An 11364-nucleotide genomic window follows, 5' to 3' on the forward strand; every position below is an offset into this window, starting at 1 on the left:
CAATGCCCGTGCATGACAACGTTGTTGGGCCGGCCGGCCGAAGGGCCCGCGCGGTCCGCTACGGCCGGCTCAGCCACCGGTACTGCAGTTCCGGCCGCCCGACCTGACCGTACTGCGGGCGGCGCACCGCCCGGCCCGTCGTCACCAGGTGTTCCAGATAGCGGCGCGCCGTGATCCGTGAGATACCGACCGCCTCACCCGCCGCGGTGGCCGTCGTCCCGTCCGCCGCCGCCCGCAGGGTGCGGGTCACCGCCTCCAGCGTCGGAGCGCTCAACCCCTTGGGGAGCGACGCCGGTTCGGGTGTACGCAGGGTGGCGAGCGCCCGGTCCACCTCGTCCTGGCCGCTCGCCTCACCCGCAGCCGCTCCCCGGAAGTCCGCGTACCGGACGAGACGGTCGCGCAGCGTGGCGAAGGTGAACGGTTTCAGCACGTACTGCACCACACCGAGCGAGACCCCCTCCCGTACGACGGCCAGGTCGCGCGCCGAGGTCACGGCGATGACGTCGGCGGTGTGCCCGGCGGCGCGCAGCGACCGCACCAGCTGCAGGCCGTGGCCGTCCGGCAGATGCAGATCGAGCAGCAGCAGATCGACCGGTGTACGGTCCAGGATCCGTACGGCCTCCGCCCTGGAGTGGGCCTTCGCCGTCACGCCGAAACCGGGCACCCGGCCCACGTACAGCTCGTGCGCGTCCGCCGCGACCGGGTCGTCCTCGACCACCAGCACCCTGATCACGCCGGGGTCACCTCCTGTCGGACCGGCAGCCGTACGACGAACTCCGGGCCCGCCGCCGTGACCGTACCCCCGCCGCGCAGGACGGTCTGCCTGACCAGGGCCAGGCCGAGGCCGCGGCCGGTGCTCTTGGTGGACCAGCCGAGCCGGAACACGTCGTCGCCGGGCGCGACACCCGGGCCGGTGTCGCGGACCCGGATCAGCAGCTCACCGTCCGCCGCGCGGACCGTCACGGTGACCCGGGCGCCTTCGCTGCCCTGCGCGGCGTCGACCGCGTTGTCGATGAGGTTGCCGAGGATCGTGACCAGGTCACGGGCGGGCAGCAGCCCGTCGTCGAGGACACTGTCGTCGGCCAGCACCAGCTCGACCCCGCGCTCATTGGCCTGCGCCGCCTTCCCGAGCAGCAGCGCGGCCAGCACCGGTTCGTCCACGGCGCCCACCACCCGGTCGGTGAGGGTCTGCGCCAGTTCCAGCTCGCCGGTCGCGAACTCGACCGCCTCCGCCGCCCGCCCCAGCTCGATCAGCGAGACGACCGTGTGCAGCCGGTTGGCCGCCTCATGGGCCTGCGCGCGCAGCGCCTGCGTGAAGCCGCGCTCCGAGTCCAGCTCGCCCGAGAGCGCCTGGAGTTCGGTGCGGTCGCGCAGGGTGACGACCGTGCCCCGGTGCTCGCCCGACGAGACCGGGCGGCTGTTGACGACCACGACCCGGTCGGCGGTCAGATGCACCTCGTCCACCCGCGGCCCCTCGGCGAGCAGCAGCCCGGTGAGCGGCGCGGGCAGCCCCAGCTCGGCGGCGCTACGCCCCACCACGTCGTCGCCGAGCCCCAGCAGCTCCCGGCCGCCGTCGTTGATGAGCGCGATCCGGCGGCCGCTGTCCAGCATCAGCAGCCCCTCCCGCACGGCGTGCAGGGTGGCCTGGTGGTAGTCGTGCATCCGGCTCAGCTCGGCCGGGTTCATCCCGTGCGTGTGGCGGCGCAGCCGCGCGTTGATGACGTACGTACCGATGCCGCCCAGCGCGAGGGCGACCCCGGCGAACCAGAGCAGCACACTCACCTGCGCCTGGAGCTCCGCGTCGATCCGGTCCACGGTGATGCCCGCGCTGACCAGCCCGGTGACCTTGCCGTGCGCGCCGCCGTCGGCCCGGACCGGGGTGACCACCCGGGCGGACGGGCCGAGCGTGCCGGTGTACGTCTCGGCGTACGTCCTGCCGTGCAGGGCCTCAGCGGTGTGGCCCAGGTAGTGCTCACCGATCCTGCCGGGGTCGGGGTGCGTCCAGCGGATCCCGTGCACATCCATGATCGTCACGAAGGCCACCCCGGTGGAGCGGCGCACCTGCTCCGCGTACGGCTGGAGCACCGCCGACGGGTCGTCCGAGACGGTCGCCCGGCGCACGGAGGGGGAGAGGGCCACGGCGGTGGCGGCGGCGGTGGCCTGGCGCCGCGCGGCCGCCCGGGCCTGGCGCTGGTCCGACACATAGCTGAACACCGCGCACCCGGCCACGATCACCGCGACCAGCACGACCTGCATCGCGAAGAGCTGGCCGGCCAGGCTGCGGGGCCGCGGGGCGCGTATGTGCATGGCCGACAGTCTGCACGCTGCGAAATGCGTGAACGAAATGCACGCAAGGGTGACCGCGGTCACAGGCTGATGGAGAGTCTCGGGGATCCACCGGGATGGTCAGGGATGTGGATCGGACGTGGACCGGGCGTGGACCGGTCATGGATCGGTCGGTGTACCGGTCCTGTACGAGGAGGCAAGCGTGGCCGCAAAGAAGCGGGACCGTACGCACTATCTGTATCTCGCGGTGATCGCCGCGGTGGTGCTCGGCATCGTGGTCGGCTTCGCCGCACCCGGGGTCGCCGTCGAACTCAAGCCGCTGGGCACCGGGTTCGTGAATCTCATCAAGATGATGATCTCGCCCATCATCTTCTGCACGATCGTGCTCGGGGTCGGCTCGGTCCGCAAGGCGGCCAAGGTCGGCGCGGTCGGCGGTCTGGCGCTGGGCTACTTCCTGGTGATGTCGACGGTGGCGCTGGCCATCGGGCTGGTCGTCGGGAACGTACTGGAGCCGGGCTCCGGGCTGCATCTGACGGAGGCGGTGCGGCACGCGGGCGCCGCACAGGCCACCGGAGCGGGGGACTCCACCGCGGACTTCCTGCTCGGCATCATCCCGACGACCATGGTCTCCGCCTTCACCGAGGGCCAGGTGCTCCAGACGCTGCTGATCGCGCTGCTCTCCGGGTTCGCGCTCCAGGCGATCGGCCCGGCGGGCCGGCCTGTGCTGCGCGGTATCGAGCACATCCAGCGGCTGGTGTTCCGTATCCTCGCCATGATCATGTGGGCCGCTCCGGTGGGCGCGTTCGGCGCGATGGCCGCGGTGGTCGGCGAGACCGGGGTGGACGCGCTGAAGTCACTGGCCGTCATCATGATCGGCTTCTATCTGACCTGTGCGCTCTTCGTCTTCGTCGTGCTCGGCGCGCTGCTGCGGCTGATCGCCGGCATGAACATCTTCATGCTGCTGAAGTATCTGGGCCGTGAGTTCCTGCTGATCCTCTCGACCTCGTCGTCGGAGTCGGCGCTGGCGCGGCTGATCGCCAAGATGGAGCACCTGGGTGTGAGCAGGCCGGTCGCCGGGATCACGGTCCCGACCGGGTACTCCTTCAACCTCGACGGCACCGCGATCTATCTGACGATGTCGGCTCTCTTCGTGGCCAACGCGATGGACAAGCCGCTGAGCGGCGGCGAGCAGATCTCGCTGCTGCTCTTCATGATCGTCGCGTCGAAGGGCGCGGCGGGCGTCACCGGCGCGGGCCTCGCCACGCTCGCCGGGGGCCTCCAGTCGCACCGCCCCGATCTGGTCGACGGGGTCGGCCTGATCGTCGGCATCGACCGCTTCATGAGTGAGGCGAGGGCGATGACGAACTTCGCCGGGAACGCCGTCGCGACGGTCCTGGTCGGCACCTGGACGAAGGAGATCGACAAGGCACGCGCCGTGGAGGTGCTCTCCGGGCGGCTGCCGTTCGACGAGGCGTCGCTGATGGACGACCGGCCGGAAGGCGCCGGGAGCGAGGGCGCCGAGGACGGCGGCGCTGCGGACGCAGAGGGGGCCGGGCCCCGGGAGCAGCAGGACGTGCCGGCGTCCAGGGACGGCGGCAAGGAGACGGCGGCCAGGGGCTGAGCCCGGAGTCTCTGGAGTCTTCGTGTCCGGCTCAGCCCGGCAGCGGCACCGCTCCCGCTGCCGGACAGCCCGTCCAGTGGTCGTCGACGACACCGACGGCCTCCAGATAGGCGTAGACGATGGTGGTGCCGACGAAGGTGAACCCGCGCCGCTTCAGATCCTTGCTGATCCGGTCGGACAGCTCGGTGCTGGTCGGCAGCGGGTCGCCCGGCCCCGGCCGGCTGACGACCGGCTTCCCGTCGGTCCACTGCCAGAGGTACGCGTCGAACGAGCCGAACTCCCGCTGGACGGCGAGGAAGGCCCGGGCGTTCTTCACCAGCGAGGCGACCTTCAGCCTGTTCCGTACGATGCCGGGGTCGCCGAGCAGCTCAGCCAGCTTGTCCTCGTCGTACGCGGCGATCCGCACCGGGTCGAACCCGTCGAGCAGCCGCCGGTAGTTGGCCCGTTTGTTGAGCACGGTCGACCAGGAGAGCCCGGCCTGGGCGCCCTCCAGGACGAGGAACTCGAAGAGGTAGCGGTCGTCGTGCGAGGGGCGGCCCCACTCCTCGTCGTGGTAGGCGGCCATCAGCTCGGAGCTGTCCGCCCAGGCGCAGCGGTGTTCGGCGTGCTTCATACGGATTCCCTGGGGTGCGGGGGCGTGGAGTTGCGCAAGGGACACGGCAGCAGCCGACCCGCTTCACATGCTGTCACCGACCACTGACAACGGGCCCGCGAGCCGACGCCGCCACCCGGCTGCCCTCCGGCACACCCCCACTGAGCCGGCACGATCCACCGCCCGCGGCCGCGCCCCCGGGCGCGCGTGCCGATCCGCCGGACAGTGCCCACACTGGAAGGAGCGGTCAGCACCCCGACGCCCGAGCACCCCTCGTACGCCCGACCCCGCGGAAGGCAAGGAAGCCCCATGACATCCACGCCCACGTCCCCCCGCGCCATGCAGGTCGCCGAGCCGGGCGGCCCCTTCACGCTCGTACACACCGACCTTCCCGAACCGGGGCCGGGCCGCGTCAGGATCGCGGTGGCGGCGTGCGGGATCTGCCACTCCGACGCGATGATCACCGGCGGAATGCTGCCCGGAGTGACGTTCCCGGTGACCACCGGCCACGAGATCGCGGGCCGCGTCGACGCGCTGGGCCCCGGCGCCGACGGCTGGCAGGCCGGGGACCGGGTCGCCGTCGGCTGGTACGGCGGCAGCTGCGGCTACTGCGGGGCCTGCCGGTCGGGCGACGCCGTCAACTGCGCCCGGCTGGAGATTCCCGGTGCCGCCTACCCGGGCGGCTACGCCGACACGGTCGTCGTTCCCGCGGTCGCGCTGGCCCGGGTCCCCGACGAACTGACCTCGGTCGAGGCCGCCCCGCTGGCCTGCGCGGGTGTCACCGTCTTCAACGCGCTGCGGCGCAGCGCGGCCGTCCCGGGCGACCTGGTCGCGGTCCTGGGCATCGGCGGCCTCGGCCACCTCGGCGTGCAGTTCGCGTCGAAGATGGGCTTCCGTACGGTGGCGATCGCCCGCGGCGCGGAGAAGGCGAAGCTCGCCTACGGCCTCGGGGCCAGGCACTACATCGACAGCACGGCGGAGAACGTCGCGGACGCGCTCCAGGAGCTGGGCGGCGCGAAGGCCGTCCTCGCCACGGTCACCAACGGCCCGGCGATGACGGCGACCTTCGACGGTCTCGGCAGGCGCGGCGAACTGATCGTGGTCGGCGCGACCCCGGACGAGATGACGTTCAGCGGGACGCAGTTCATCAACGGTACGAAGAAGGTCTACGGCCACGCATCGGGCACCGCGGTGGACACGGAGGACACCCTGCGCTTCGCCGCACAGACGGGCGTCCGCTCGTGGACCGAGGAGGCCCCACTGGAGGAGGCGGACGAGGCGTTCGCCCGCATGCTGTCGGGCTCGGCCCGCTTCCGTATGGTCCTGACCACGGGGCGCTAGTGCCGGATCAGGCCGGCACCAGTGTGATTCGTATGCCCAACGGGATCGCCCGGACAGGCGCACACCCAGGGCGACGCTCCCCCCAGGCCACCGTCAACGGCCTCTTCATGGCGGCTGGTTCCTTCGAACCGCGCAGCGGTCACCCGGAACCGGGCCCCCTCCCGAGCGCCACGTCCACCACCGCCGTCGCCCGCGCCGCCGGTACGCCCGCTGTCATCAGCAGGGTGCCGGCTGCCGCCGCTCCGCCCTCGGCGGCCGGGAGCGCGCCCTCGTTGACCGCCTCCATCAGGCCGAACAGTGCCTGCTCATGGACGTACGCCAGAGCCGCCGCGGTCAGCGGTGAGGTGAACGCGCCCTCGTCCAGGCCTCGTTGGATCAGTGCCGTGCAGATCTCGCGTACCGGGGTGAGGCGCTGTTTGATGCCTGCCATCGTGACGCTGCGCTGGGCCAGTGCGACCAGCAGGCGGTAGCGGTCGGCGATCTCCCAGACCGCGAGGGTCGCGCGGGCCAGTGCCTCGGCCGGGTCGCTGATGCCCGCGCGGCCGGTGGCGTGCGCCTCGACCACGGCGGCCGTCGCGTTGTCGACGAGGGCGGCGATCAGTGCCTCGCGGCTGGGGAAGTGGCCGTAGACCGTGCGGCGTACGACCCCGGCCGCGCGGGCGATCTGGTCCATCGAGGCGTCCGGGTCGTGCAGCAGCTCGGTGAGCGCCACATCCAGGATGCGGCGGCGGTTGGCGTCTGCTCGTCCGGAAGTCACGGGCCCCATTTTGCACCGCGCCGGGAAGCGCGCTAAATTGCACAGCAGTGTGTAATTGCACAGGCTTGTGCAAGTCGGTGTACGCACGGAGCCATGCGCCGGCAGGTGTGCGCGTGGGCGTGCGAGTAGTGGAGTGGTGGAACGTCATGAATCTCGTGGTGAGAGAGCCGGTCGCCGAGATGGCAGGGCCGTACCGGCGCCGCTGGTGGGCGCTGCTGGTCCTCTGTCTGAGTCTGCTGATCATCGTGATGGCGAACACCGCCCTGACGGTCGCGGCCCCCGACATGACACAGGATCTGGGGCTCAGCAGCGCGGACCTCCAGTGGGTCATCGACGGCTACACCGTCCCGTACGCCGCGCTGATGCTGCTGCTCGGCGCCATCGGCGACAAGTACAGCAGGCGGGGCGCGCTCGTGCTGGGGCTCGTCGTCTTCGGCGGTGGAGCGGTCGCCGGCTCGCTGGTCGGCAGTGCGACGGGCGTCATCGCGGCCCGCGCCGTCATGGGGATCGGCGCGGCGATGATCATGCCCGCCACGCTCTCGCTGCTCGCCGCGAGCTTCCCGCGCGCCGAGCGGGCCAAGGCGATCGTCCTGTGGACGGCCACCGCCGGGCTCGCCATCGCGGCCGGCCCGCTGGTCGCGGGCGCGCTGCTCCAGCACCACGGCTGGGCCTCGACGTTCCTGATCAATGTGCCGATCGCGGTGCTCGCCATCATCGGCGCCTTCGTCCTCGTACCGCCGTCCAAGGCCGGTCACCACGACCGGATCGACTATGTGGGCGGGCTGCTCTCGGTGGTGTCCGTCGGCGCCCTCGTCTACATGATCATCGAGGGGCCGCACTTCGGCTGGGGAGCCAAGGCCGTCACCGCGGCCGTCGTGGCGGGCGCCGGGTTCGTGGTCTTCGTGCTGTGGGAGCTGCGGCACCCGCGCCCGGTGCTCGACGTACGGCGCTACCTCGACCGCGGGTTCGCCGGGTCGAACCTCGCCGTCGCGCTCTTCTTCCTGGCCGTGTTCGGCGCGTTCTACTACCTGACCCAGCACCTCCAGTTCGTCCTCGGCTTCGACGCCTTCGAGACCGGCGTACGGATGCTGCCGCTGGCCGGCGCGGTCTTCGTCGGGTCCGCGCTGACCGGAGTCCTGACCCCGCGGCTCGGGATGCGTGTGACGGTCACCGCCGGCATGGTCGGCGGCACGGCGTCGCTCGCCCTGCTCGCCCGCATCGACGCGGCTTCCGGGTACGGCGAGTTCGTCCTGCCGCTCATCCTGCTCGGCCTGGCCATCGGTCTCGCGCTCTCGCCGTGCACCGACGCGATCATGGGCGCGTTCCCGGAGTCCGAACTCGGTGTCGGCGGCGCCGTCAACGACACCTCGATCGAGCTGGGCGGCTCGCTGGGCATCGCGATTCTCGGCTCTGTGCTCTCCGGTGCGTACTCCTCGCACCTCGCGGACGCGGCCGGCGGCAAGCTGCCCGCCGGTGCCCTGAGCACCGCCCAGGACTCGGTGGGCGCGGGCCTCGCCGTGGCGCGCAAGGCCGCCGCCACGGCGGGCCCCGAGCAGGGGCGCGCCCTGGCGGACGCGGTGGACGGGGCCTTCTCGCAGGCCGTCGCCCACACCAGCCTGATCGGCGCGGTGATCCTCGGGGTGGGCACGGTGCTGGTGGCCGTCCTGATCCCGGGGCGCGGTCGGCGTACGGAGCCCGGGGCGGCGCCCCAGGAGGAGCCGGTGGCCACCTCGGTCTGAGGGCCCGGCCCGCAACCCCGGTGCCCCGTACCCCCGTTCTCGCCCCCCGTGCCTCCGCGCCCCGCCCCTTCGCCTTGTGCCCTTGCCTTGACGCCGACGTCAAGGATTACCGTCGGGGCATGCGAATCGGCGAGCTGGCGGAGCGGGCCGGTACCACCACCCGTGCTCTGCGCTACTACGAGTCCCGGGAGCTGTTGCCCGCCCGGCGGGCGGTGAACGGCTACCGGACCTACGACGAGGACGATCTGCGGCTGCTCCAGCAGATCAGGACGCTCCAGGACTTCGGCTTCGACCTGGAGGAGACCAGGCCGTTCGTCGAGTGTCTGCGCGCCGGGCACCCGGCAGGGGACGTCTGCCCCGCCTCACTCGCCGTCTACCGCCGCAAGCTGTCCGAGCTGGACGCCCTGATCGGGGAGCTGCAGGGCGTCCGCGCCCGGGTGGGCGCGGAACTGGCCCGCGCGGAGGCGGAGTTGCCGGGCGGCCCCGAGCCGCGCTGCGAACTGTCCGGCGGAGCCGTGTCCGAGAACGAGTGGGAGGAACACCCGAGATGATCCACGCCGAGGGCGTCGACACCGTGACCGACGCCGATTTCGACAGCGAGGTGCTCGCGGCCGGACTGCCCGTCCTGGTCGAGTTCACCGCCGACTGGTGCGGGCCGTGCCGCCAGCTCGCACCCGTGCTCAGCGCCGTCGCGGATGAGGAGTCCGCACGCCTCAAGGTCGTCCAGCTCGACGTCGACAGCAACCCGGAGGTCATGGTCAGGTACGGCGTGCTGTCGATGCCGACCCTGATGGTCTTCCGCGACGGGGAGCCGGTGAAGTCGATGGTGGGCGCCCGCCCGAAGCGCCGGCTGCTCCAGGAGCTGGCCGACGTGCTCTGACGCGGCGCCCGGGGCGGCGCTGGTACGGGCCGGTGCTGGTACCGGCCGGTGACCGTACGGAAAAAACCGCACAAAAAATACCCCGGGCGAATTGGCGTCCGGGGTATTGCTGCGCGTACAGTGAGAGCTTCTTGTCTTTGCGCAGAGCAGAACAAGAAGAAGTCTTATAACGGCACCGTATCGCGTCAGGAGCTGCATTGTCAACCGAGGAATTGCAGAACGAGCAGCAATTCGTCTCACGGCTCTACGGGCGGCTGGACGCGCTCAGGGAGCGCGCCGAAGCCGCTGTCCAGGGCTCGTTCGCCCAGGTGGGCAAGGGGCTTCAGGCGCGGGTCGAGCGCGATGTGCTGGTCGCCGAACGGTCCGGGCTGCTCAGCGCGCTGAATTCGGTGGAATCCGGACTCTGCTTCGGCCGTATTGATTTCACCGACGGATCCCGCTACCACATCGGCCGTATCGGAATCCGCGAAGAGGCGGACGAGAACAACGAACGCATCCCGCTGGTGATCGACTGGCGGGCCGAGATCGCGCGGCCTTTCTACCTCGCCACCGGGCATTCCCCGATGGGGCTGCGCCGCCGCAGGCACCTCACCACCGAGGGCCGTACCGTCACCGCGCTGCACGACGAGATCCTGGACCTCACCGACACCGAGCGGACCGGGCACGAGGGCTCCGACGCCGACGCGGTGCTCCTCGCGGCCCTGGACTCCGCGCGCACCGGCCGGATGCACGACATCGTGCAGACCATCCAGGCCGAACAGGACGAGATCATCCGTGCCCCGCACCACGGCATCCTCGTCGTCGAGGGCGGCCCCGGCACCGGCAAGACCGCGGTCGCGCTGCACCGTGCCGCGTACCTCCTCTACGCGCACCGCGACCAGCTCGCCCGCAGGGCCGTCCTGGTCGTCGGCCCCAACCCGGCCTTCCTCGGCTACATCGGCGAGGTGCTGCCCTCGCTCGGCGAGACAGGCGTGCTGCTCGCCACACCGGGGGAGCTGTTCCCCGGCGTGACCGCCACCGGTACGGACACCCCGGCGGCCGCGGCCGTCAAGGGGCGCACCGGCATGGCGGACGCGCTGGCCGCCTTCGTGCGCGACCTCCAGCGCACGCCGGAGCCCGGCGAGCCCCTGGTCATCCCGCACGACGACGGCGATCTGCTGCTCGACTGGACCATCGCCGACGCCGCCCGTGAGCGGGCCCGCGCGACGCTGCTGCCGCACAACCTGGCCCGCCCGCACTTCGCGTTCCGGGTCATCGACGACCTGACCGCGCAGCTGGCCGACCGGCTCGGCGCCGACCCGTACGGCGGGCCCAACTTCCTGGGGCCCGACGACCTCGCGCAGATCGGCAAGGCGGTCGCCTCCAGCCCCGAAGTACACGCGGCCATCGAGGAGTTGTGGCCCACCCTGACTCCGCAGCAGGTCGTCGCCGACTACCTCACCGACCCGGTGCACCTGCCGGACGCCGACGCGGAGGCCATCCGCCGCAAGAGCGGCGACTGGACGCCCGCCGACGTCCCGCTGCTCGACGAGGCCGCCGAACTGCTCGGCGAGGACGACTCCGCGGTACGCGCCGCGGCCGAGGCCGCCCGCCAGGAACAGGTCGCTTTCGCCCAGGGCGTCCTCGATCTGTCGCTTGGCTCCGAGTCCTTCGAGTTCGAGGACGAGGAGTCCGAACTGCTCGCGGCGCACGACATCATCGACGCCGAGCGGATGGCCGAGCGCCACGAGGAGGCCGACCACCGCAGCGCCGCCGAACGCGCGGCGGCCGACCGCACCTGGGCCTTCGGCCACATCATCGTGGACGAGGCGCAGGAGCTGTCGCCCATGGTGTGGCGGCTGCTGATGCGGCGCTCGCCGACCCGCTCGATGACCCTGGTCGGCGACCCCGCGCAGACCGCGGAGCCGGGCGGCGTGGGCGACTGGGCGACGATGCTCGCCCCGTACGTCGACGACCGGTACGAGCAGGTCCGGCTCGGCATCAACTACCGCACCCCCGCCGAGATCATGGACGTCGCGGCCGCGGTCCCGGCGGCCGCCGACCCGTCCTTCCGGCCGCCGCGCTCCATCCGCTCCACCGGGGTACGCCCCTGGGTGCGGGCCACCGGTGACCTGCCGGGCGCCGTCGCCGCCGCCGTCGCGGACGAGC

Annotated in this window: 10 protein-coding genes; 6 read left to right on the forward strand and 4 right to left on the reverse strand. The window is 71.9% G+C overall.

Going from position 1 to position 11364, the window contains the following annotated elements; genetic code table 11:
- Positions 1-58: 58 nt before the first annotated feature.
- A complete protein-coding gene (locus G3I19_RS09275) occupies positions 59-733 on the reverse strand; it encodes a response regulator (protein WP_164261888.1) in 675 nt (224 codons plus the stop codon).
- Positions 730-2307, reverse strand: coding sequence for a sensor histidine kinase (locus G3I19_RS09280; protein ID WP_164261892.1), 1578 nt, complete (start codon positions 2305-2307; stop codon positions 730-732). The genes G3I19_RS09275 and G3I19_RS09280 overlap by 4 nt, the downstream gene beginning before the upstream one ends.
- 181 nt (positions 2308-2488) lie before the next feature.
- Between G3I19_RS09280 and G3I19_RS09285 the strand changes: the two genes are divergently transcribed.
- A complete protein-coding gene (locus tag G3I19_RS09285; RefSeq protein ID WP_343235036.1) occupies positions 2489-3907 on the forward strand; it encodes a cation:dicarboxylase symporter family transporter in 1419 nt (472 codons plus the stop codon).
- Positions 3908-3938: 31 nt separating this feature from the next.
- Here G3I19_RS09285 and G3I19_RS09290 read toward each other — a convergent pair whose 3' ends face one another.
- Positions 3939-4520, reverse strand: a complete 582-nt coding sequence (locus G3I19_RS09290) for a DNA-3-methyladenine glycosylase I (protein WP_164261894.1) — start codon at positions 4518-4520, stop codon at positions 3939-3941.
- A 288-nt stretch (positions 4521-4808) separates the two neighbouring features.
- Between G3I19_RS09290 and G3I19_RS09295 the strand changes: the two genes are divergently transcribed.
- Positions 4809-5840: an alcohol dehydrogenase catalytic domain-containing protein gene (locus G3I19_RS09295; protein ID WP_164261897.1), complete on the forward strand. Its 1032-nt coding sequence runs from the start codon at positions 4809-4811 to the stop codon at positions 5838-5840.
- 139 nt (positions 5841-5979) lie between these two features.
- Here the strand turns inward: G3I19_RS09295 and G3I19_RS09300 are convergent, their stop codons facing one another.
- The gene (locus tag G3I19_RS09300; RefSeq protein ID WP_164261899.1) at positions 5980-6606 is read right to left on the reverse strand and encodes a TetR/AcrR family transcriptional regulator; all 627 of its coding nucleotides are present in this window, start codon (positions 6604-6606) and stop codon (positions 5980-5982) included.
- Positions 6607-6743: 137 nt separating this feature from the next.
- On the opposite strand from G3I19_RS09300, the gene G3I19_RS09305 reads away from it, so the two are divergent.
- The 4 genes from G3I19_RS09305 to G3I19_RS09320 form a co-directional block, all read left to right on the forward strand.
- A complete protein-coding gene (locus tag G3I19_RS09305) occupies positions 6744-8336 on the forward strand; it encodes an MFS transporter (protein ID WP_164261917.1) in 1593 nt (530 codons plus the stop codon).
- Positions 8337-8455: 119 nt separating this feature from the next.
- Positions 8456-8887, forward strand: a complete 432-nt coding sequence (locus G3I19_RS09310) for a MerR family transcriptional regulator (protein WP_164261902.1) — start codon at positions 8456-8458, stop codon at positions 8885-8887.
- Positions 8884-9216 carry a thioredoxin gene (gene trxA, locus G3I19_RS09315; RefSeq protein WP_164261904.1) on the forward strand — a complete coding sequence of 111 codons (333 nt, stop codon included), beginning with the start codon at positions 8884-8886 and terminating at the stop codon, positions 9214-9216. The genes G3I19_RS09310 and trxA overlap by 4 nt, the downstream gene beginning before the upstream one ends.
- A gap of 212 nt (positions 9217-9428) precedes the next feature.
- On the forward strand, positions 9429-11364 hold a 1936-nt coding region (locus tag G3I19_RS09320), incomplete at its 3' end, for an AAA family ATPase (protein ID WP_164261921.1).

The organism is Streptomyces sp. SID10853, from assembly GCF_010548145.1.
Taxonomy (GTDB): Bacteria; Actinomycetota; Actinomycetes; order Streptomycetales; family Streptomycetaceae; genus Streptomyces.

Coding starts and splice junctions, on each gene's coding strand:
- G3I19_RS09305 (WP_164261917.1), top strand. CDS start 6,744: ATGAATCTCGTGGTGAGAGAGCCGGTCGCCGAGATGGCAGGGCCGTAC.
- G3I19_RS09310 (WP_164261902.1), top strand. CDS start 8,456: ATGCGAATCGGCGAGCTGGCGGAGCGGGCCGGTACCACCACCCGTGCT.
- G3I19_RS09290 (WP_164261894.1), bottom strand. CDS start 4,520: ATGAAGCACGCCGAACACCGCTGCGCCTGGGCGGACAGCTCCGAGCTG.
- trxA (WP_164261904.1), top strand. CDS start 8,884: ATGATCCACGCCGAGGGCGTCGACACCGTGACCGACGCCGATTTCGAC.
- G3I19_RS09280 (WP_164261892.1), bottom strand. CDS start 2,307: ATGCACATACGCGCCCCGCGGCCCCGCAGCCTGGCCGGCCAGCTCTTC.
- G3I19_RS09295 (WP_164261897.1), top strand. CDS start 4,809: ATGACATCCACGCCCACGTCCCCCCGCGCCATGCAGGTCGCCGAGCCG.
- G3I19_RS09300 (WP_164261899.1), bottom strand. CDS start 6,606: ATGGGGCCCGTGACTTCCGGACGAGCAGACGCCAACCGCCGCCGCATC.